The organism is Vibrio xiamenensis, from assembly GCF_900100015.1.
GTDB lineage: Bacteria > Pseudomonadota > Gammaproteobacteria > Enterobacterales > Vibrionaceae > Vibrio > Vibrio xiamenensis.
On sequence record NZ_FNDD01000012.1, the window covers coordinates 73,918 to 94,884 of the forward strand.

Below are 20,967 nucleotides of genomic sequence, written 5' to 3' on the forward strand. Positions count from 1 at the left end.
TTTGGGTCAGTTAAGCGATGAAAATGCCTTTCATCGCTAATTTTTGTGACGTCGGTTTTGAGCAAACAGTTCTTCCACTTCGTGCTTGGGCTGCGGACGGTGAAAGTGGAAGCCTTGGATAGAGTGGCAATTCAAATTTGATAGCAGCGTCGCTTGCTGTGACGTTTCTACGCCTTCTGCGACCACATTTAGCTCCAACGATTTACCTAAGTTGATGATGTTTTCAATTACGGTAATTTGTTTTGGTAGCGTATCAATGCCAACGATAAAAGCACGGTCGATTTTCAGTTCATCGATCGGAAAGCGTGCCAAATACGAGAGTGATGAATAGCCGGTTCCGAAGTCATCAATTGAGAGTGAGAACCCGAGTTTTTTGATCGCATTGAGCATTTGCAATGTGTGTTCACTGTCGCTCATCACTGCGCTTTCAGTCAGCTCAAAGGTAATGTCGCTAGGATTAAGATTGGTGCTGCGCAGCAGCTTTTCCATGTAGTTAATCAGCTTCGGGTTACCAAATTGCTCGGGCGACAGGTTGATGGCTACACGGCCAGGTAAAATCCCCTGTAGGCGCCAACGTTTGACGGTATTAAACACATCGCGCATCACCACTCGGCCAAGATGTTCAATTAAACCGGCACGCTCAGCCACCGGTATAAATGCTCCGGGGCTAATATAGCCCTCAACCGGATGCTTCCAGCGCACCAAGGCTTCTGCACCGTTAATACTGAAATCGCGAGCGTTGACTTTGGGCTGATACCACACTTCCAAGCCATTTTGCTGCAGCGCTTTTTGCAATTCAATTTCCAGCCATAACCGCATACGCGCTTCTTTGTTCATCTGATCATTAAACTTCATCAGACGATTGCGTCCACGGTCTTTGGCTTCGTACATGGCGGTATCGGCATTTTGCAGCAAAATACGTGCATCAGTGCCATCTTCGGGGTAGGCCACGCTGCCAATCGAACAGGCTAGGCGTTTGCTAAAGTGGTGCAGATCGAAAGGTTGGTTAATCGACGAAATAATACGTTCTGAAAGGGTCTCAGCCATACGGCTGTGCTCTGGATTTGGCAAAATTAAGCCAAATTCGTCACCACCGAGATGGCCGACAACCGCAGAGTTTGGCAATAATCGCTTAAGGCGTTGTGCCACTTCTTTGATCACCCGGTCGCCGATGTGGTGACCTAATGAGTCATTGATATTCTTGAAGTTATCAATGTCTAAATAGAACAGCAGCAGCGGCGTTTTATTGTGAATAAACTGCTCAAGTCGTTTGGTAAAACCGAGGCGATTGAACTCACCAGTCAGCGAGTCGATATGAATATCTTCACTGGATAGCGCGGATTTAGTAATCAAATCACCATCTTGAACCAACACCAATTGCTGTGACTGTTGGCCAAAGAGCAGTGCTTGTTGAGCGCACAAGGTAATGCGCCGTTCAAAGCCACATTGCGAACTCGACAAACAGCTCAGTGGCTGTTCGCTGAGTAGGTTAACCAGCGGAGTGGCGAAAGGCGACTTCGTTTTCTCATCGACAAATAGCCGTGAGAGCTCTTCACCCAGCATTTCGGCGGGTTGACGAAAGCCAAGTAACCTTGCGCAAGCAGGGTTTGCCGAGATAATACAGTCATTTTCGACCAGCAATACGCCTTCGCTGAGTAAGTGCGTTAACTTACTAAATTTACCCTCAGATTCTTCGAGTGAACGAATCAGAAGATGTTTTTCCGTGGTATCAATAGCGTGAAATACGATGTGCGTAATGCGCTCATCCTGTGTGACTGGCGTGAGGCTAAAATGCAGGCTAGTTTCTAAATCAATCTCATCTAAAGTGATCTCGGCTTCTAAAGATTCGCCTTGAAAAGCTCTTTGATAATAAGGCTTTAAATGCTGGTAAAAGCTTGGGCCAAGAATATCACTGTCAGTCATGCCGATCATTTCAGACGCGACTAATCCGGCTATTTCACAGTAGCGCTCATTGACCATCGAATATTGATGTTGCTCATCCAAAATGGCGAAGAAAAATGGGCTGTTTGCTGTGAGCTCAGCAAACCAGTTGAGTAGTTGTTGTGAAGGCATTAATGATTCACCGGATCTCCAATCAGCATTGATTATTCAGACTGCGAATAATTATGCATGTCAAAATAACTATAACTGTGATCGCCTTAAAATTAAAGGCTTACAAGCCCGCAGGACGTTTTTTTGATACAACACAGGAATCGAATTTCGCGCATGTTTTATGATGCGTTCATGATTGATTTAACCTAACGGATAAGCCTCGTGATAAACAAGATTCGCACTCAATTAGTTCAAAATGCAGCAACAATTTTGAGATCTCCAGTCCAATTACTGCCAGTGACATTACAAAATCGTGCACTATTAGAGGGCATGAAAGCGGTATTTTCTGAAGCACTGGAAGACGGAGATTTTGAGTTTTTACAAGGTAAGTGGCTGAAAGTAGAAATAAAAGATATGAATCTGGCTTGGTTTATTAGTTTTAATAATGACAAGTTGGTTGTGGCGGATAAGCCTCAGCAACAGGACGTTTCGTTTAGCGGCAATCTCAATGACTTGGTGCTTATCGCAGGGCGCAAAGAAGACCCAGACACACTGTTTTTTCAGCGTCGATTGCAAATCGAAGGCGATACCGAACTAGGTCTAGAAGTCAAAAATCTAATGGATAGTGTGGATCTAGATTTACTGCCTAAGCCATTACAAATGTTGATGAATCAACTAGCGGAATTTGTTTATAAAGGAGTACAATCGCCGAAACCGACAAATGAGGTAGCGAATGCTTATTCGAACTGAAGCGCCAGCCGACATCCTAGTGATTGATCGACTGCTTAAATCGAGCTTTGACACTGATGCCGAAGCAAATCTGGTGATGACATTGCGTGAAAATAGTCAACTGACGTTGTCACTGGTCGCGTGCACCGATGACGGTGAATTGGTCGGGCATGTGATGTTTTCGCCGGTTATGCTCGATGGTCAAGATGACGGATGGCAAGGTCTAGCGCCACTGTGTGTTGCACCTGATTACCGTGGTCAAGGCATTGGTCGCCGTTTAGTTGAAGAAGGCTTAACATCACTCGGTGAATTGGGGTACCCAGCTTGTGTGGTACTGGGCAGTTCAGAATATTATTCACAATTCGGTTTTGAAGCGGCGCACCACTTTGATATGCGCTGTGAATGGGATGCGCCGCTCGACGCATTTCAAGTCAAAGCGCTGTATCCCGATGTGCTCAAAGACCGCCATGGTCTGATTACTTACAGCCAAGAGTTTTCCGTTTTATAGCCGCGCTTAGGTTTATAAATGCGATTAGGTTTATAACAGCGCTAGGTTTATAACAGTGATAGGTTAAGGCTTTTTGTTTGGGGCTTTTTGAATCTTTAGGCCCCAGACTTCCAATTTGGTGGTTTTGTCATTGGCAAACGAGCCTAAGGTTTTGCCTCCCCAGTTACTGTAACTGAGATTGAGCTTAGTCAGCTGGCTTTGCCTCGTTCCCGGTAGAGACAACGCACGAGTGGAAACGCCCTTGGTGAGAATATTAAAGGTTTGATAGTCGCGTTTTTCACCTGTTGTCATTTCGATATTCAGTGATTGAATGTCGACATCCCCTTGAACACAAGTGATTTTGATATGGCTGAAGTCACGGCGGCTGATGATCTTTTTCAAACTTAAACGTGCTTTTTGACTGCTAGGCGATAAGGTTACTGTGTCGATAAGCTCCCAATATGGCTGACTTTGATTAGCGAAACTTGTTGGGCTGATTAAGATTAGATATCCGAGCAATACACACAGTTTAAGATATTTCATCGTGCCTCTGACTTTTGAAAAAAAAATTGTTAGGATGGCGGCTCTTTCAGCAAAATGATTAGACGTTCATGTCACAACATACACTTTCGTACTTGCAAGAGATGGGGATCACTTCATTTCAACTGTTACATCCCGAAAGATTAGTAGGTTACACACCTAGTGAACTTATTTTGCCAGAATCCTGTCAACTGCTTTTGGTTTCTCCTCAATTTCCCGAAGGTGATTCAGCGCAGTTGTTTGAAAACATTTTAAAAACCATCAAACTCACCGTCGCCCAAGCGGCCCACATTTATCCTGCTCAGCTTGCTTCACTTCACCAGCATCAACTGAAATGGGTGTGGTTTGCCGGATGCCAAAGCCAAGCGCTTGAAGGTGTCAATCTGCTCAGCTCTGATAGCTTAGCGCAGATAGATGGTGATACTCAGCGCAAGCGAGCGCTGTGGCAGCAAATCCAACGTTATCAATAGAGTCCTTATGTCCACAAAATTGGTTGCTCTTCAAGCTCAATACCTTGAGCGTATCATTGAAATAGAGCGTGCGGCTCATTCTCACCCTTGGTCTGAAAGCTTATTAAGCGACATTCAAAGTCGCGGTGCTTGTCATCATGTGCTTTTGGTCGATGAGCAGGTTGTGGGCTATTTCTACGCTCAGAATATCGTTGGCGAAGTCACCTTGTTGAATATTGCGGTGGCTCCTGAATATCAAGGGCGTGGCTTTGGTAAAGCGTTGCTTAACGGATTTCTTGATATGTGCGAGGCTGCGAAGGCAGAAAGTGCTTGGCTGGAAGTGCGTGAAAGTAACCACAATGCTTACGGTTTGTATGAAGCGACAGGGTTCAATGAAGTGGATCGCCGCCGTAATTACTACCCAACGGCGCAAGGCAAGGAAGATGCGATCATTATGAGTTACCTGTTCTTCTAAGCTTGTTTCCCCTCAAGCTTTACGCCGCTCAAGAATATAGCCGCCTTTCGTCAAACGCTGCGTAGCGGCCTCACAGCAAAGCGGCTTATCAAAGACAAATCCTTGAAACTGTTGACACCCCAAGGCTTTAAGTGCATCAAATTGGGCGAGATTTTCTACCCCTTCGGCAATCACAGCCAGATTCAGCCGACTGGCGATCATAATGATCGAATCGACTATCGCTTGATCGTTTTCATTGTCGACTAAATGTGTGACAAACGAGCGGTCGATCTTGAGTACATCGACCGATAAGTGCTTGAGATAGCGTAGTGAAGAGTAGCCGGTACCAAAGTCGTCGATGGATATTTTGACCTGGAGCGCTTTGAGTTCGGCCATTTTTTGAATCGCGCTTTCGATATTTTCCAGCAATAAATTTTCGGTAATTTCCAACTCGATATGTTCGCCAGTCACGCCCGCATCGTTTAAGCATTGGCGAATGTGAGCGACAAAATTTTCTTGAGCAAATTGCACTGGGCTGATGTTGATCGCCAAACGTTCAAAGTGCCTGGGTAAAACCGCGAGGCGTTTCCAGTTCGCATACTGGTGGATGGCGTGTTCAATAATCCAATTGCCGATTTTTAAAATCTGCCCAGTCTCTTCGGCCACCGCCATAAAGTGACCGGGGTACAACAACCCTTTTTGTGGATGATTCCAACGAATTAATGCTTCAACGCCAATGATTTGATGGTCAAGGTTTACCTGTGGCTGATAGTGCAACTCAAGTTGCTGGAGTGAAAGCGCTTCATGTAACCCGCGTTCGATTTGTTGAAATGCTTCCACTTGGGCATGCATGGTGGGTTCATAGAACATAAAGTGATTACGCTGAGTTGCTTTGGTGCGATACAGCGCGGTATCCGCTTGACGCAAAATATCAATGTTATCGCCAATCTCAGCTGGAAAGGTGGCAATGCCGATACTGACCGTACAGTAGAGCTGATGCTCGTTGATGGTAAATGGATTGGAAATCAGTGTTAGCACTTGCTTGGCAATTTCTTCGGCGCGGCTTTTCGCAACACAAGGCAGCAAAATCGCAAATTCATCTCCGCCAATACGCGCGGTCAAACAGCCGGGTTTAATCCACGCCGCCAAACGTTCGGCAATCGCTTTAAGAAGCATGTCGCCAATGGTATGACCTAATGAGTCGTTGATGGTTTTGAAGCGATCTAAGTCGAGGTAAAACAGCGCTCCAGTTGATTGGGTGAGCTCGGTTTGATCTAAGGTTTCATCCAATTTTTGCAGCAGCAAACTGCGGTTTGCCAGCCCGGTGAGTGAGTCGTAATACGCCAGCTGATTCAATTTTGCTTCGGCAATTTCACGCTCTTGCCAAATATGCTGAAAAGTTGACGCTAAGTGGCTTAATTCATCTTTTCTGTGACTAAGAGGAATAGGAGTGGTCTGTTTGCTGTTTTGCAAAGATTGAACCCAATTGACCAGCACCATTAATGGCTTAGACAGTTTGTAATAAAAAAATACCAGTAAAATGCAAGTGAGAACTATGGTTCTTAGCAGATCAAACAGCAGCAGTTCGTGAGCTTTGGAAACAAACGTTTTCGCCAAACTGGAGCCATCGATAGTAAAACTCAATCTACCCTGCACCAGGTCGGAATCTGGTTGGTGAAGTGCAGTGGTAAACAGCGTTGAATCAGGCGTTAAGTAATTTGATAACGCGTTGATCATTATCCCATGTTGTTGATTGTCGCGTTGGCGCGCCGCGAGAGTATCACCGTAATCATCGACGATCTTAACGCTATTGACTGCAGGATCGCTCATCAAGGCGACGACCACCTGATTGGCGAGTAATGGATTAAGATGATACGTAGCTTGGCTGGCACTGACGTAGTGCTGCATTAATTGCAGTTGGTAATGTTTTTGGATGCGTTGTTGCTCTTGGTTGAGATCCAGCAAAATCATGTACACGCTAAACACCAATCCCAGCGCCACAGAGACGAGAAAGACAGTTTTGGCTTGGCGAACAGCGAGGGATGAAGAACGATGCATTGTGAACATTACAACCTGCGGAGTCTGGATTACTCCTTTAGTTATAGCTTAAAAAATTCGATGTTTTTAACTTGCCCAGCGCAAAGAATTTTGGCGGGAAACAAGATGGATTGTTGCTCAAGTGCACAAGATAGGGGAGAATACCGCGCAATTAATTTGAGCTATTGGCATCCCTGAAATGCCGATATCAAGCCTAAAAGAGCCGTAGTATGTCAAATGAAGCCTTTTTAAGCGAAGTATCCAAACGTCGTACGTTTGCGATCATTTCGCACCCGGATGCGGGTAAAACCACAATTACTGAAAAAGTTCTGTTATTCGGACGCGCAATTCAAACCGCAGGTACGGTGAAAGGTCGTGGATCAAACCAGCATGCAAAATCTGACTGGATGGAAATGGAGAAAGAGCGTGGTATCTCGGTAACCACCTCTGTGATGCAGTTTCCTTATAACGAATGTCTGGTTAACTTGCTTGATACTCCAGGGCACGAAGACTTCTCGGAAGATACCTACCGTACTTTGACCGCGGTTGACTCTTGTTTAATGGTGATCGACGCGGCGAAAGGTGTCGAAGATCGTACTCGTAAATTGATGGAAGTAACGCGCCTGCGCGATACACCAATCATCACTTTTATGAACAAACTTGACCGTGATGTTCGTGATCCAATGGAAGTGTTGGATGAAGTAGAAAACGAACTGGGTATGATGTGCGCACCGATTACCTGGCCAATCGGCTGCGGTAAAGAGTTTAAAGGTGTTTATCATATTCATCGCGACGAGACGATTCTTTATGAATCTGGTCATGGCCATGAGATTCAGGAAGTTCGTATCATCAAAGGTTTGGATAACCCAGAGCTCGATGAACAAGTGGGTGCCGATTTGGCACAAAGCGTCCGTGAGGAGTTGGAACTCGTTATTGGTGCTTGTCCTGAGTTTGATCTTGAGTCATTCCTGACGGGTGAACTAACGCCAGTTTATTTCGGTACTGCATTAGGTAACTTCGGTGTTGACCACATGCTCGATGGTTTGACTGAATGGGCACCAGCTCCGAAAACTCGTCAGGCAGTTGAGCGCGAAGTGGAAGCAACAGAAGAAAGCTTCTCGGGTTTCGTGTTTAAAATCCAAGCTAACATGGATCCAAAACACCGTGACCGTATCGCTTTCATGCGTATTGTGTCGGGTACTTATACTCAAGGTATGAAGATGAACCACGTGCGTATTGGCAAACAAGTCAATATTTCCGACGCCGTGACCTTCATGGCCGGCGACCGCTCTCGTGCGGAAAATGCCTACGCGGGTGACATCATTGGTCTACATAACCACGGTACGATTCAAATCGGTGACACCTTCACCCAAGGTGGCTCGTTGAAATTCTCGGGTATTCCGAACTTTGCACCAGAACTGTTCCGCCGTATTCGCTTAAAAGATCCGTTGAAGCAGAAGCAATTGCTTAAAGGTTTGGTGCAGCTTTCTGAAGAAGGTGCCGTGCAGGTGTTCCGCCCATTGCAAAACAACGATCTGATCGTTGGCGCAGTAGGTGTGCTGCAGTTTGATGTGGTGGTTGCGCGTTTGAAAGCTGAATACAACGTTGAAGCGATTTACGAAGGCGTTAACGTTGCGACAGCGCGCTGGGTAGAATGCCAAGATGGCAAGAAATTCGATGAGTTCCAACGTAAGAACCAAGCGAACTTAGCCCTAGATGGTGGTGATAACCTTACCTACATTGCACCAACTATGGTTAACCTCAACTTGGCTCAAGAGCGTTTTCCAGATGTTGTCTTCCGTGCAACACGTGAACACTAATTACAAGCTGATATAAGGCTGCGATGATTTATCGCAGCCTGTTGTAAATGTAAAAATGCCGCTCATTGAAGCGGCATTTTTTATGTGCTGAACACACTAAGCTTGCGTGTTGAGTCGCTTATTTTTTCTTAGCGACTTTCTTTTTGCTTTTCGCAGCGGCTTTTTTCTTGTCGTCTTTTTTCTTTTTCTTCTTAAACACAGGCTTTTTGTGTTTTGGACGTAATCCGTCAACAAAGCGCTCTTTGATATCTTCTTTCACGTAGCGAGCCACGCGATCCATCATTGGTTGGTCGTGGGCTTCAACCAGAGAAATGGCATTGCCTTTTTTACCTGCTCGCGCTGTACGACCGATGCGATGCAAATAAACATCGGCGCTGCGAGGCATGTCGTAGTTAATGACGTGGCTGATATCAGGAAGGTCGATACCGCGCGCTGCAACGTCGGTGGCTAGCAGTACGTTGACTGCGCCATCACGAAAACGGGCAATCGCGTTGTTACGACGATCTTGAGGCATTTCGCCTTGAATCCAAGCACATGGAATTTCCGCGCGTTCCAATTCGGTACGCAGCTCAGCCAAGCGTTCGCGAGTTTTCAAAAACACGATAGAGCGTTCAGCCTGGCTGGTCAGAATAGCTTTGAGCAATTCGAGTTTATGTTCGGCGGTGTCGGCGCGGTGATACCACTGGGCAATCTTTTTGCGCTCGCGACGTGAAGGCTCGGCATCCAGTTCTGCAGGCTCATTAAGTAGCCCAGCACTAAAACCTTCTACTCCTTTGCCTTCAAGCGTTGCCGAAAACAGCAAGGTTTGTTTGCGCCAGCGACATTCGGTTGAAAGCTTATCAACCACAGGGCCGAAACCCATATCCAACATACGGTCGGCTTCATCAAGGATCAGCCATTCAATCGCGCGACAATCAAAACGTTCCGCTTCGATGTATTCCATCAAACGGCCAGGTGTCGCTACCACGATATCTTGAGTCTTGGCCAGAATATCGGCGTGTTCTTGGTATTGAACGCCACCAGTGATAGTAAAGATATTTAGCGAGGTGTGTTGTGCCAGAGCACGAGCTTGATCAGCCACTTGCATCGCCAATTCGCGAGTTGGAGTTAGGATCAGTACGCGAGCCGGCCCTGGTTTACGACGCGGAAAATCTTGCAAAAACTGCAGCGCAGGAAGCACAAATGCGGCAGTTTTACCCGTTCCGGTCGGCGCAGAAGCTAACACATCACGGCCATCCAAGGCGGCTGGAATGGCTTGAGCTTGGATTTCGGTTGGTCGGCTGAAACCCATGCTTTCAATGGCTTGAAGCAAGTTTGGGTCTAGATCAAGTTCAGCGAAAGTTTTGATCACGTTAGTATCTCCGCAGGCCTAGTGGCGAAATAAGGGATAATTCAAAACGCCGTATTATACGGGCATTAGTGAGCAGGATCACAGGTAATTCTACATCTTTAGATAAAAATCTTTGGTCAAAGCGGTAAATTGGCCGCTGTAAGCTTGCTTTTCTCGAATCGTCAGCGTGCTTTTAACGCAGGTTTGCTGGTGTTTTCTCAGTTCGATCAGCAGTCGATTCGGCGCTTTGTGCTCGGTTGGCGATACTTGGCACACGCGAGATGCAAACAGCCCGTGGTGCTTGGCGCTTGCGATAAATGCTCGCCCTTCAACGACAGGTAAAATAAAACTCGCCTGTCCGTCTTCAGTCAGCCATTTTGCGCAGTTACTCAGCAGGATTTGATGGTCGAGATGATCACTATGACGAGCTTTGGCCCGCTGCGGCATTTGCGCTTGCTCACCGCTTAAAAAATAGGGCGGATTACAGATAATGACCTCAAAAAGATTGTCAAATTGCGCCTCTCGCGCATCGCTCTGAATGAGGGTAATTCGGCTTTGCCATGGGCTGCGTTCGATATTACCTGTGGCCGATGCTATCGCACAATCATCGATCTCAATCGCCGTAATTTGTGCGTGGGCTCTACGCTGTGCACACATCAAGGCTAACAAGCCTGTTCCGGTACCAATATCAAGTACCGTTTTCGCATCGTTAAGTTGAGTCCAAGCACCGAGCAGTACGCCATCAGTACTGACGGCCATTCCGGCACTTCCTTGTTCAACGGTAAATTTCTTGAAGGAAAAACGTTTGTTTTTCAATGTGCTATGCCTTGTATTTAACGCTATTAATTATGTGAAAATTAGATTGTTTTTCTGATTTTTAGTCTAACTCAGGATGATTGTACTAAATCTGATACAGTAAAATAGGAAAATTCTTAGAATTAAAATTCGAATATTCTTATTTTATTGGCTTATATATCTGGTTTTATAATTGTTGTCTGGATTTATATAGCGTTTTAATGGTTGAACTTGCGTATTGCTGGTTAGTTCGTCATGATCCCGCTCCCAGATTTTGCCCTGGGTGGGGTTGGAAAACCATTTTTACCCCGACACAACATCAATAATTTATATAAAAAGGGTTAGCTGTGAAGCAGACTTTAAAATTTTCAGACGTAACTGCAGTCGGCTTTATGCTGTTTGCATTTTTTCTAGGGGCGGGGAATATTATCTTTCCTCCATTTGCCGGGCAACTTGCCGGTGATCACCTGTTACCTGCCATGGTCGGTTTTCTACTCACTGCCGTGGGGCTACCTTTGGTGACTATCATTGCTATCGCATTAGCGGGTGGTACTTGGGAGCACATGACTCGCGATTTGCCGAAACAGGCTGCGACACTGATGGCGGCGCTGATTTTTATCATCATTGGCCCTGCTTTTGCCGCGCCGCGCACCGGTTTGGTTGCATTTGAAATGGGCGTTAATCCTTTTATTAGCGATTCAACTCAACTGCATCTGACGCTATTCTCCGTGCTGTTTTTTGCTGTCGCTATGCTGTTTGCTTGGTATCAAGGCCGCCTTATCGACATGATCGGCAAAATCCTCACACCAGTGTTGTTCATCGGTTTGATCATTTTGGCGGTAAGTGTGTTTGTTAATCCGCAAGGTGAAATCATGCCAGCGCAAGGTGAGTACCTGACGCACCCATTGCAAAAGGGCTTCCTTGAGGGCTACAACACCATGGATACCTTCGCTTCGCTGATGTTTGGCGTACTGATGGTAGATGCGCTGCGCGGTAAAGGTATTACTGAGCGCCGCGCGACGACCAAATACTTGATTAGCGCAGCATGCATTGCCGCAGCAGGTTTGGCGTTTGTGTACATTTCGCTGTTCTACCTAGGCGCAACCAGCTCTGCTGTGGCCGCTGGGGCGGATAACGGCGGTATGGTACTAAGCCAATACGTTCAAGCGCTGTTTGGCAGTCATGGTCAGCTGGTGCTCTCGCTGATTGTATTGCTGGCGTGTTTAACTACCGCTATCGGCCTGATTTCAGCGTGTTCGGATTTCTTTAGTACCCATACGCCGCTGTCTTACAAAACTTGGGTTCTGATTACCGGTATTGCGTGTGCGGTCGTTGCCAATGTCGGGCTTGCCCAGCTTATTTCTCTGTCGGTTCCGGCTCTGTTTGCTCTGTATCCGGTAGCGATCGCTTTGGTGGCGTTAACCTTCCTACGCAGCAAGTTTCCAAATCCCCGCTTAGCGTACCGTTTTGTTTTGCTGGTTTCGTTTCTGTTTGCATTGATTGATGCGGCGAAAGTGGCAGGTGTTAATGTCTCAGCACTGCATTTCCTTCCACTATTTGATGTTGGTATGGGCTGGGTACTGCCAACGATTGCTGCGATTGTAGTGATGTTTTTTGCGGGTAAAGCCACTGAGCCGCAAACCGTTCAAGACAACGCATAATAGCCGTCTTTGATTGTAAAAAATCCCTTGCCTTTGCTTAGGTGAGGGATTTTTTTTGTCTTAATGGAATGCCAATACCACAGAGTTGTCTTGGTGTCTGTGGTGGCGACAAAAATCCCTGTATCTTCCTCACATTTTTCAGTAGAATTCTGCGGTTAAATTCTACGCTAAAATGTTGAGCAAACATGTTTGAAATCAATCCTATTAAAAATCGTCTTCAGGACGTGTCTGAGCGCACGAAAGTCCTGAGGGGGTATCTTTGACTATGACGCCAAGAAAGAGCGTCTAGAAGAAGTAAACGCAGAGTTAGAGCAACCCGATGTCTGGAACGAACCTGAGCGCGCCCAAGCCTTAGGTAAAGAACGCGCGTCTCTTGAAGCCGTGGTTGAGACAATCGTCGAGTTAGATCAAGGCGTCGAAGACGTTGATGGTCTGCTTGAGCTAGCGGTTGAAGAACAAGACCAAGAAACCTTTGACGAAATTGAACCTGAACTCGCCGAGCTTGAAGAGAAGCTGGCGAAATTAGAGTTCCGTCGTATGTTCTCGGGTGATCACGACAGCTCTGACTGCTATATCGACTTACAAGCCGGTTCTGGCGGCACTGAGGCCCAAGACTGGACCAATATGATGCTTCGTATGTACTTGCGCTGGGCAGAAGCCAAAGGCTTCAAAGCGGAAGTGATTGAAGTTTCTGAAGGCGAAGTCGCTGGCCTAAAATCGGCCACGGTACGTATTTCTGGTGAATACGCATACGGTTGGTTGCGCACTGAAACGGGCGTGCATCGCCTAGTTCGTAAGTCGCCATTCGATTCAGGCGGCCGTCGTCATACGTCATTTGCATCTGCGTTTATCTACCCTGAGGTTGATGAAAACATCGATATCGATATTAATCCGGCGGATTTGCGTATCGACGTTTACCGCGCATCAGGCGCTGGTGGTCAGCACGTTAACACCACAGAATCGGCGGTACGTATTACCCACTTACCGACCAATACTGTTGTGCAGTGTCAGAATGACCGCTCTCAACACAAAAACAAAGACCAAGCGATGAAACAGCTGCGCGCTAAGTTGTTTGAGCTGGAACTGCAAAAGCAGAATGCCGAGAAACAAGCTAACGAAGACGCCAAATCGGATATCGGTTGGGGCAGTCAAATTCGTTCATACGTGTTAGATGACTCGCGCATTAAAGATTTACGTACTGGCGTTGAAAACCGTAACACGCAAGCGGTTTTAGATGGCGACCTAGACAAATTTATCGAAGCTAGCCTGAAATCAGGCCTGTAAGCTTTTCACCGACCACAGACAGGATAGATCGAAAATGACTGATGCTGTTCAAAACGAAAACCTTCAAGAAGAAAACAAGCTGATTGCTGAGCGTCGCGCGAAACTCGATGAAATTCGCAAGAATTGCAAAGCAAATGGTCACCCAAATGATTTCCGTCGTGACAGCCTAGCTGGCGACTTACAAGAACAATTCGGTGAAAAGACCAAAGAAGAACTCGAAGCGCTTAATCACGTTGTCGCGATTGCGGGCCGTGTGATGGCAAAACGTGGTCCATTCTTGGTAATTCAAGAAACCTCAGGCCGCATTCAAGCTTATGCTGCGAAAGATGTGCAAAAAGAGCTTAAAGCGAAATATCAAGGTTTGGACATCGGCGACATCATCGGTGTGAAAGGTGCGTTGCACAAGTCTGGTAAAGGCGATCTTTACGTCAACATGGAAGAGTACGAATTGCTGACCAAAGCGCTGCGTCCTCTACCAGAGAAATTCCACGGCTTGACTGACCAAGAGATGCGTTACCGTCAACGTTATGTTGATTTGATTGTGAACGAAGATTCTCGCCACGCGTTTATCATTCGCTCTAAGTTAGTGTCTGCGATCCGTAACTTCATGAGCTCAAAAGGCTATTTGGAAGTTGAAACGCCGATGATGCACGTGATCCCTGGCGGCGCAACGGCGCGTCCATTCGTAACTCATCACAACGCGCTCGATATCGACATGTACTTGCGTGTTGCTCCAGAGCTGTACCTTAAGCGTTTGGTGGTAGGTGGCTTTGACCGCGTATTTGAAATCAACCGTAACTTCCGTAACGAAGGTTTGTCTCCGCGTCATAACCCAGAATTCACTATGATGGAATTCTACCAAGCGTACGCCGATTACAAAGACTTGATGGATCTGACTGAAGAGATGTTAAGTACCGTGGCGATGGAAGTGCATGGTTCAACTTCAATGCCTTACGGTGATGAAACGGTAGAATTTGGTGGTACTTATGCCCGCATGAGCATGTTTGAAGCCATTAAACACTACAATCCAAACCACGAAGCGATTCAAAACCTGACCGAACAAGATCTGCAAGATCGTGAATTGATGGTGTCGATCGCCAAATCGGTTCACGTTGAAGTAGAAAGCTTCTGGACATGTGGTCAATTGCTTGAAGAGATCTTTGGTGAAACCGCTGAACCGAAATTGATCCAGCCAACGTTCATCACAGGCTACCCAGCTGATATCTCGCCATTGGCGCGTCGTAGCGATGACAACCCATTCTTCACTGACCGCTTTGAGTTCTTCATCGGTGGTCGTGAAGTTGCTAACGGTTTCTCTGAGCTTAACGACGCAGAAGACCAAGATGCGCGCTTTAAAGCTCAGGTTGATGCGAAAGATGCCGGTGATGATGAAGCGATGTACTACGATGCTGACTACATCACAGCACTTGAGCATGGTTTGCCGCCAACAGCGGGTCAAGGTATCGGTATTGACCGTCTCACGATGCTATTTACCAATACTCATACCATTCGTGACGTGATTCTATTCCCGGCAATGCGTCCACAAGCGTAATAGTTCGCCGCTAAAGTCGAAATGTTAAAAAAGCCATCGTCAGATGGCTTTTTTTATACGGCGAATATTTGCTCAATTTTCTATTCTGTTTTTCTATATGTCTTATGAATGACGCGCAATCGTTGCAATAAGTTTGTGAATGAAGGTCTCGTTCTCTTTGCGAAAACAAGTTATTAATCGCTTTGTCTTGAAGATGAGACAGATTATTTTCGCAAGTCTCGATAATGTAACGTCTAAACGACATGCGTTAGTTGGCGCTGTTTACAAACTAATAATTAAACATAAGGAACAGATAAATGGGTACTCAATTCCGGATGGATTCTGTCCCGGGTTCACTTATCGTCGTCGGTGGCACTTATGAACCTTGGCTTTCGGTTTTAGAGCAAGTCGGTTGGCGTTGCACCCAGTGTGCGGATTTACGTAAAGCAGATGCATTGTTTACAGAAACAGGTCCTTGCATCGGCATTGTTGATCTTAGCCACGATGAGTTCAGTCTTAATGGTATTGCGAACCTTGTGAGTAATCACAAGCAAGTTCGTTGGTTGGCGTTTATTCGTGAGTCACAGTTGAGCTCAGACACCATCTGCCAGTTCATCGTGAACTTCTGTATCGACTTCTTTACTGCGCCGATCCCAGATGCGCAATTGCTTAGCACCATTGGTCACCAATTGGGTATGCTCAAGCTTGAGAAGAAAGTATGGCCACACTACGGTAACAACAACGACATGGGCTTAATCGGCGATTCTATTCCGATGAAACGCCTTCGCGATCAAATTAAACGTATCGGTCCAACCGACGTGAGTATTTTGATTTATGGCGAAAGCGGTACCGGTAAAGAAACCGTTGCTCGCGCAGTACACAAAACTTCCGCTCGTGCGCAGAAAGAGTTTATCTCAGTCAACTGCCGTGCGATGTCAGAACGTCGCCTTGAGTGCGACCTATTTGGTATTAATCGCGAAGATGAAGCACAAATCTCAATGCTAGAACGTGCAGACGGTGGCACAGTGCTTCTCAATGACATTCTAACCCTACCGAAGTCGCAACAGCTTAACTTACTACGTTTCCTTCAAGAGGGCACCGTAGAGACCTCTAGCGGGCGTAAAGAGGTTGACGTACGAATTCTGGCGGCGAACTCGGCGGATATCGAAAAAGCATTGATTGACGGTGATTTCAACGAAGAGCTTTATCACTACATCAACGTATTGAGAATTAACGTACCTAGCCTTAAAGAGCGTGCAGGTGATATTGCGATTCTGGCGCGTCACTTCCTGCAAGAGTACTCAAAAGAGTTCAATGCCCAAGCGCGCAGCTTCACCGAAGATGCAGTACGTGCGCTGACTCGCTACCATTGGCCAGGTAACGTTCGCGAGCTGATGAACCAAATTAAACGTGTGGTTCTGATGTCGGAAACCGTCATGCTGGATGAGCCTCATCTTGACCTGCCAAAACGCAGTGATGGTAAACGTAGCTTGAAGAGCATTCGTGAGCGTAGCGAACGTGATGCTCTGCTATTGGTGCTTGAATCGCACGCAGGACAAGTGTCGATGGCGGCCAAAGAATTGGGTGTGTCACGTGCAACCATGTATCGTTTGTTAAACAAACACAACCTAATATCTTCAGATAGCACAATGTAGTGCTTATAAATGAATGACTTAAAGCCATACTTATTGAAGTGTGGCTTTTTTTTGCACCAAATAAAATGCCAAGGAATAAGATATTCTTAAGTGAAATATATCGATTAATTACTATCAAGTTCGGTGATTTTAGCGCAAAAACGTTTTTTTCACTGGGTGGGAAATATTTGATTGAATAATCATCTTATTCGCATACTATTTAACCATGAGCTCAGGGCTCATATCACATCTAAGTTTTGGACTAATTAATTGCTAGGAGGCGCAACATGAAACAACAACACGTTATTCATCACGTTTGCGCTTCGGTATTGGTCTTTGCTCTCGCAAAGGGCAATGATTTTATGCGCACCCAAGATCTGCGAATTTCGCGAGATCGCCGCGCGGATAAACCCGCAGATTAGTTAGTCCGTAACCTCTAAAGGCTGCGGAAGATGGCAGCCATGTATAGAGCGTTATTCCACACCCTTTTTGTCTCTGACTGTCATTTTCCCAGTAAATTTTTTATCTGGAGAAAACCAATGAGTCATTCAATTTATTTAAAACTTGCCACTCTATTCGTGGTGGCGGATCTCAAACGTGAAGAGCGTATTTGGAAGCGAAAAGTACGTCGCAGTGCGCATGATTTGCCATGGACAAATCAACATTTGCTACGCGATATCGGTTTAGACAGCGATGGTCGCCCGGTCGGATTTTCACAACCTGACACTGTCATCGCTAAACGTCGTGTTCATCATCTGCGTCGAATATTAAGTGCGCGAATACCGACGTAATAGTAAAGGGGTAGGCGAAAGCCTACCCCTGTAATTCGTAATACGCCCCGGTATTTATTAAGGGCAAGGGTTTGAGTAAACCGTGCTGATTTGTTGAATTTTAGTCAGCAATTCGTCACTTAGCGTGACATCCAAACTATCAATATTGGCTTTGAGTTGTTCCATGGTCGTCGCACCGAGAATCGTTGAAGCTACGAAAGGACGCTGATTGACAAACGCAAGAGCCATTTGCGCTGGATCGAGTCCAAACTCGTTAGCCAAATCGACATACGCTTGTGAGGCAGCAACACCTTGCGGTTTAGAGTAGCGTTGAAAACGTTCAAACAGAGTCAAGCGTGCACCGGCAGGTCGCGCGCCATTAGCGTATTTTCCAGTCAGCATTCCCATCGCGAGCGGCGAGTAGGCGAGCAGTTGGACACCCTCAAAGTGGCTGATTTCCGACAGACCAACTTCAAAACTGCGGTTGACCAAACTGTACGGGTTTTGAATTGAGACGATACGTGGCAAATCGTGTTTTTCTGCCAAACGCAGTAGCGTCATTACTCCCCAAGGGGTTTCATTTGAGACGCCGATATAGCGAATTTTGCCGGCTTTGACTAACTCTCCCAACGCTTCCAGAGATTCAATTAAAGTGACCTCTTCTTTGCCTTCTGGCATCGGGTAATTGAGTTGACCAAAGGTGTTGGTTTGACGCTGCGGCCAATGCAATTGGTACAAGTCGACGTAATCGGTTTTGAGCCGCGTTAAGCTGTCGTCAATCGCTTGATGGATATTGCGGCGATCGAGACACAAGTTATCGCGAATATACGGTACGCTACGTGGGCCGGACACCTTGGTCGCCAACACCACTTTTTCACGCTTGCCGCTTTTTTCTAGCCAGTTACCGATATATTGCTCTGTCAGTCCTTGGCTTTGCGCATTCGGTGGTACTGGGTACATTTCAGCGGTGTCGATAAAGTTGATTCCACGCTCAAGCGCGTAGTCAAGCTGTTGAAAGGCATCGGCTTGAGTGTTTTGCTCGCCGAATGTCATGGTACCCAAACACAGCTTACTAATTTCTAACGTTGAATGAGGCAGCTTAGTGGTTTGCATGTCACTTCCTTGATCAATGTGAGTTCTTTTGATCCCCACTATATGTGAAATTTCAGTAAGATGGAAAGCGGCATTCAGCACAAATTCGCATTTATTATCAGCTTAGCTACACTTTGGGTGGAGGTGAGTTATGCACAAATACCAATTGACTAAGTGGCTCCACGGAGAGCACAAGGATCGTCATCAGTCGCCAAAAGTGTATCTTATTGGGTGCTCTGATCTTTCGCAGTATCTGTTGGCCGTTGAGTACAAGCAGCGGCTTGAGCCTATCAAACAAGGATCGCGTATGGTGAAATACCCTTCGCTCACTCGAGCTAAGCAGGCGCTAAGCCAAATGGGCGTCGAGCGCGCTTACCTGCGTTTACATAATGCGTATGATGAATGTGGCGCAGGGCAGGGCAATCGGTATTGTGAAATGGCTTTGGCGCTCAGCGATTAATTTCGTGCTGCATGAATTTAGTTCCCTGCCGCATGAATATAGTGGTTTTGCAGAATTTGATCCGTGAATTGGGTTCTGAGATAAAACCCGCGCGGTCGAGTCTTAATGATTCGGCCGCTTGAGCCATACGCATCAGTCAGCGCTCTGCCATTCGCGGCTTTAGGCCGCAATTGCAGCACTTCACCATGTTTGGCGGTGATCTGTTCGACTTCGCCTAACACGATCATTTCCATTAATTCTTCCCAATCGGATTTCAATTGCTGCTCCTGCTCGGCGCTTGGCGACCAAATCAGCGGCGAGCCGACACGTCTTTCAGCCAGTGGAATTTCACGCTCACCTTCCACCGGCACCCACAAAATTCGCGACAATTTATTGCGTACGTGGCTGGTTTCCCAGGTGAGTCCGTGTACCCCCACTAAAGGGGCGACGCACACAAAGGTCGTTTCCAGCGGTTTACCTGAATAGCTGATGGGTATGCTTTTTAGTTCAATGCCCAGCTTTTCAAAATCTTGCGTAGGTTTACTACCAGCGGTCGCGCCTAAGTGCCACTCTAGCAATTGCCCGACCCAACCTTTGTCGCGTTTTAAGTCGGGCGGCACCGGCATGTTGGCTTCATCAGCCAGTTGCTCAAAGGTGATGCCAGCAATGGCAAAGGCACGATCTAATAGCTCTTGTTCGGTCTTGGGTTCTGATTTCATGTGTGGGGTGTTTTGACAAAAAATGCATTGTAACAGAATCGGTTTTTGGCATAACAGTGCGACGTGAATAAATAACGATCAATACGCACAAAAGATCAACACTTAACCGGTTATCCACAGGTGACGGGGGCTAGAGTCGATAAATTGAGAATGCTGGATCAATTAACAGGGGTTAATTGGGATTAAATTGCTTGATATTTCAAAGAATATCCAAAAATGCCATGTTGGAGTGTGGATAAAAGTCATGGTGGTGGATCTTTAACCGATCTGTTGTGTATAGGATCAAGCGATGGGTTGATAATGAGAGATTGATTTAAAAAAATAAATAACTTTATGTTTTTAATAGAAAATGGTCGTCTATGTATTTGGCTATCATTTTGGTAAATAATTCAATCTAAAGTATAAGATCGCTTTTACGCGAATTTTTCACATAGTTATACACAGAAAAGGTGAATAAATGTGGGTTATTAGCGCTTCCGGTGTTGATAACCTCAAATAAGATTAAAAGTTATCCAGACTATGTCGATGACATCATAAATTAAGCCGGAATAACGCTAGGAAGTTTGCTCCGGCTGGGGATATGTGGAAAAATCACAGCTATTAAGATTTTATTAGAGGTTGGCCAGTGATAGATGGCGATGGTTACCGCTTAAATGTGGGAATTGTGATTTGTAACAACCATGGTCAGGTCTTCTGGGCAAAACGATACGGACAACACTCATGGCAGTTTCCTCAAGGGGGAATTGATGATGGTGAAACTCCTGAACAAGCAATGTTCCGCGAGTTGTATGAAGAGGTTGGTCTTACAAAAAAAGACGTAAAGATCGTCGCTTCGAGCCGACATTGGTTGAGGTATAAATTACCAAAACGTTTGGTTCGTTGGGATTCAAAACCGGTCTGTATTGGCCAAAAACAGAAATGGTTTCTGCTGCGTTTGGATTGTGATGAGTCACGAATCAATATGCAAAGTGGAAACTCTCCTGAATTTGATGGTTGGCGTTGGGTCAGTTATTGGTATCCAGTGCGACAAGTCGTTTCTTTCAAGCGCGATGTATATCGCCGTGCGATGAAAGAGTTTGCATCAATGGCAATGCCGTTTAAAGAACGTAAAACCAAAGGCAAACGGAAAAATCGAAGAGGATAG

20 protein-coding genes are annotated in these 20,967 nt (G+C 46.1%); 13 read left to right on the forward strand and 7 right to left on the reverse strand.

Features of this window, described 5'->3' with window-relative positions:
• Positions 1 to 36 precede the first annotated feature (36 nt).
• The gene (locus BLS03_RS11425) at positions 37 to 2,073 is read right to left on the reverse strand and encodes a sensor domain-containing protein (protein WP_093273755.1); all 2,037 of its coding nucleotides are present in this window, start codon (positions 2,071 to 2,073) and stop codon (positions 37 to 39) included.
• A gap of 201 nt (positions 2,074 to 2,274) precedes the next feature.
• Here BLS03_RS11425 and ubiT point away from each other — a divergent pair, with 201 nt between their 5' ends.
• Together ubiT and BLS03_RS11435 are read left to right on the forward strand one after the other, a co-directional pair.
• On the forward strand, positions 2,275 to 2,802 hold the full coding sequence (gene ubiT / locus BLS03_RS11430; protein ID WP_093273757.1) for a ubiquinone anaerobic biosynthesis accessory factor UbiT: 528 nt from the start codon (positions 2,275 to 2,277) through the stop codon (positions 2,800 to 2,802).
• A complete protein-coding gene (locus BLS03_RS11435) occupies positions 2,786 to 3,289 on the forward strand; it encodes a GNAT family N-acetyltransferase (RefSeq protein ID WP_093273759.1) in 504 nt (167 codons plus the stop codon). The genes ubiT and BLS03_RS11435 overlap by 17 nt, the downstream gene beginning before the upstream one ends.
• Positions 3,290 to 3,352: 63 nt before the next feature.
• Here BLS03_RS11435 and BLS03_RS11440 read toward each other — a convergent pair whose 3' ends face one another.
• On the reverse strand, positions 3,353 to 3,811 hold the full coding sequence (locus tag BLS03_RS11440) for a hypothetical protein (RefSeq protein ID WP_093273761.1): 459 nt from the start codon (positions 3,809 to 3,811) through the stop codon (positions 3,353 to 3,355).
• Positions 3,812 to 3,879: 68 nt separating this feature from the next.
• Here BLS03_RS11440 and BLS03_RS11445 point away from each other — a divergent pair, with 68 nt between their 5' ends.
• Together BLS03_RS11445 and rimI are read left to right on the forward strand one after the other, a co-directional pair.
• Positions 3,880 to 4,278 (forward strand): DNA polymerase III subunit psi, encoded by a 399-nt coding sequence (locus tag BLS03_RS11445; protein ID WP_093273764.1) that lies wholly within the window; start codon positions 3,880 to 3,882, stop codon positions 4,276 to 4,278.
• A 7-nt stretch (positions 4,279 to 4,285) separates the two neighbouring features.
• Positions 4,286 to 4,732 (forward strand): ribosomal protein S18-alanine N-acetyltransferase, encoded by a 447-nt coding sequence (gene rimI / locus BLS03_RS11450; protein WP_093273766.1) that lies wholly within the window; start codon positions 4,286 to 4,288, stop codon positions 4,730 to 4,732.
• 12 nt (positions 4,733 to 4,744) lie between these two features.
• Here rimI and BLS03_RS11455 read toward each other — a convergent pair whose 3' ends face one another.
• Positions 4,745 to 6,778 (reverse strand): EAL domain-containing protein, encoded by a 2,034-nt coding sequence (locus BLS03_RS11455; protein WP_093273769.1) that lies wholly within the window; start codon positions 6,776 to 6,778, stop codon positions 4,745 to 4,747.
• Between the two features lie 200 nt (positions 6,779 to 6,978).
• On the opposite strand from BLS03_RS11455, the gene prfC reads away from it, so the two are divergent.
• On the forward strand, positions 6,979 to 8,568 hold the full coding sequence (gene prfC, locus BLS03_RS11460) for a peptide chain release factor 3 (protein WP_093273771.1): 1,590 nt from the start codon (positions 6,979 to 6,981) through the stop codon (positions 8,566 to 8,568).
• 118 nt (positions 8,569 to 8,686) lie between these two features.
• On the opposite strand, the gene srmB is transcribed toward prfC, so the two are convergent.
• Positions 8,687 to 9,919: an ATP-dependent RNA helicase SrmB gene (srmB, locus tag BLS03_RS11465; protein ID WP_093273773.1), complete on the reverse strand. Its 1,233-nt coding sequence runs from the start codon at positions 9,917 to 9,919 to the stop codon at positions 8,687 to 8,689.
• Positions 9,920 to 10,009: 90 nt separating this feature from the next.
• On the reverse strand, positions 10,010 to 10,714 hold the full coding sequence (locus BLS03_RS11470; RefSeq protein ID WP_281241230.1) for a tRNA1(Val) (adenine(37)-N6)-methyltransferase: 705 nt from the start codon (positions 10,712 to 10,714) through the stop codon (positions 10,010 to 10,012).
• Between the two features lie 326 nt (positions 10,715 to 11,040).
• Here BLS03_RS11470 and brnQ point away from each other — a divergent pair, with 326 nt between their 5' ends.
• The 6 genes from brnQ to BLS03_RS11495 all read left to right on the forward strand — a co-directional run bounded on the left by brnQ (position 11,041) and on the right by BLS03_RS11495 (position 17,594).
• Positions 11,041 to 12,354 (forward strand): branched-chain amino acid transport system II carrier protein, encoded by a 1,314-nt coding sequence (brnQ, locus tag BLS03_RS11475; RefSeq protein ID WP_093273777.1) that lies wholly within the window; start codon positions 11,041 to 11,043, stop codon positions 12,352 to 12,354.
• A 185-nt stretch (positions 12,355 to 12,539) separates the two neighbouring features.
• A protein-coding gene (gene prfB / locus BLS03_RS11480) for a peptide chain release factor 2 (protein WP_143015622.1) occupies positions 12,540 to 13,638 on the forward strand; the annotation gives its coding sequence in 2 pieces (ribosomal slippage) (positions 12,540 to 12,614 and positions 12,616 to 13,638; 1,098 coding nt in all).
• 34 nt (positions 13,639 to 13,672) lie between these two features.
• Positions 13,673 to 15,190, forward strand: coding sequence for a lysine--tRNA ligase (gene lysS, locus BLS03_RS11485; RefSeq protein ID WP_093273778.1), 1,518 nt, complete (start codon positions 13,673 to 13,675; stop codon positions 15,188 to 15,190).
• Between the two features lie 296 nt (positions 15,191 to 15,486).
• A complete protein-coding gene (vpsR, locus tag BLS03_RS11490) occupies positions 15,487 to 16,824 on the forward strand; it encodes a cyclic-di-GMP-binding transcriptional regulator VpsR (protein WP_093273780.1) in 1,338 nt (445 codons plus the stop codon).
• Between the two features lie 266 nt (positions 16,825 to 17,090).
• A complete protein-coding gene (locus tag BLS03_RS26025; RefSeq protein ID WP_281241231.1) occupies positions 17,091 to 17,225 on the forward strand; it encodes a hypothetical protein in 135 nt (44 codons plus the stop codon).
• Positions 17,226 to 17,342: 117 nt separating this feature from the next.
• The gene (locus BLS03_RS11495) at positions 17,343 to 17,594 is read left to right on the forward strand and encodes a DUF1127 domain-containing protein (RefSeq protein ID WP_093273782.1); all 252 of its coding nucleotides are present in this window, start codon (positions 17,343 to 17,345) and stop codon (positions 17,592 to 17,594) included.
• 57 nt (positions 17,595 to 17,651) lie between these two features.
• Here the strand turns inward: BLS03_RS11495 and BLS03_RS11500 are convergent, their stop codons facing one another.
• Positions 17,652 to 18,686, reverse strand: coding sequence for an NADP(H)-dependent aldo-keto reductase (locus tag BLS03_RS11500; RefSeq protein WP_093273786.1), 1,035 nt, complete (start codon positions 18,684 to 18,686; stop codon positions 17,652 to 17,654).
• A 130-nt stretch (positions 18,687 to 18,816) separates the two neighbouring features.
• Here BLS03_RS11500 and BLS03_RS11505 point away from each other — a divergent pair, with 130 nt between their 5' ends.
• The gene (locus tag BLS03_RS11505; protein ID WP_093273790.1) at positions 18,817 to 19,125 is read left to right on the forward strand and encodes a DUF6482 family protein; all 309 of its coding nucleotides are present in this window, start codon (positions 18,817 to 18,819) and stop codon (positions 19,123 to 19,125) included.
• A gap of 17 nt (positions 19,126 to 19,142) precedes the next feature.
• On the opposite strand, the gene mutH is transcribed toward BLS03_RS11505, so the two are convergent.
• Complete coding sequence (gene mutH, locus BLS03_RS11510; RefSeq protein ID WP_093273795.1) at positions 19,143 to 19,823, reverse strand: DNA mismatch repair endonuclease MutH; 681 nt, start codon at positions 19,821 to 19,823, stop codon at positions 19,143 to 19,145.
• Between the two features lie 625 nt (positions 19,824 to 20,448).
• Between mutH and rppH the strand changes: the two genes are divergently transcribed.
• On the forward strand, positions 20,449 to 20,967 hold the full coding sequence (gene rppH, locus BLS03_RS11515) for an RNA pyrophosphohydrolase (RefSeq protein WP_093273797.1): 519 nt from the start codon (positions 20,449 to 20,451) through the stop codon (positions 20,965 to 20,967).

Coding starts and splice junctions, on each gene's coding strand:
- BLS03_RS11425 (WP_093273755.1), bottom strand. CDS start 2,073: ATGCCTTCACAACAACTACTCAACTGGTTTGCTGAGCTCACAGCAAAC.
- BLS03_RS11435 (WP_093273759.1), top strand. CDS start 2,786: ATGCTTATTCGAACTGAAGCGCCAGCCGACATCCTAGTGATTGATCGA.
- BLS03_RS11440 (WP_093273761.1), bottom strand. CDS start 3,811: ATGAAATATCTTAAACTGTGTGTATTGCTCGGATATCTAATCTTAATC.
- BLS03_RS11445 (WP_093273764.1), top strand. CDS start 3,880: ATGTCACAACATACACTTTCGTACTTGCAAGAGATGGGGATCACTTCA.
- rimI (WP_093273766.1), top strand. CDS start 4,286: ATGTCCACAAAATTGGTTGCTCTTCAAGCTCAATACCTTGAGCGTATC.
- BLS03_RS11455 (WP_093273769.1), bottom strand. CDS start 6,778: ATGTTCACAATGCATCGTTCTTCATCCCTCGCTGTTCGCCAAGCCAAA.
- prfC (WP_093273771.1), top strand. CDS start 6,979: ATGTCAAATGAAGCCTTTTTAAGCGAAGTATCCAAACGTCGTACGTTT.
- lysS (WP_093273778.1), top strand. CDS start 13,673: ATGACTGATGCTGTTCAAAACGAAAACCTTCAAGAAGAAAACAAGCTG.
- vpsR (WP_093273780.1), top strand. CDS start 15,487: ATGGGTACTCAATTCCGGATGGATTCTGTCCCGGGTTCACTTATCGTC.
- BLS03_RS26025 (WP_281241231.1), top strand. CDS start 17,091: ATGAAACAACAACACGTTATTCATCACGTTTGCGCTTCGGTATTGGTC.
- BLS03_RS11495 (WP_093273782.1), top strand. CDS start 17,343: ATGAGTCATTCAATTTATTTAAAACTTGCCACTCTATTCGTGGTGGCG.
- BLS03_RS11500 (WP_093273786.1), bottom strand. CDS start 18,686: ATGCAAACCACTAAGCTGCCTCATTCAACGTTAGAAATTAGTAAGCTG.
- BLS03_RS11505 (WP_093273790.1), top strand. CDS start 18,817: ATGCACAAATACCAATTGACTAAGTGGCTCCACGGAGAGCACAAGGAT.
- mutH (WP_093273795.1), bottom strand. CDS start 19,823: ATGAAATCAGAACCCAAGACCGAACAAGAGCTATTAGATCGTGCCTTT.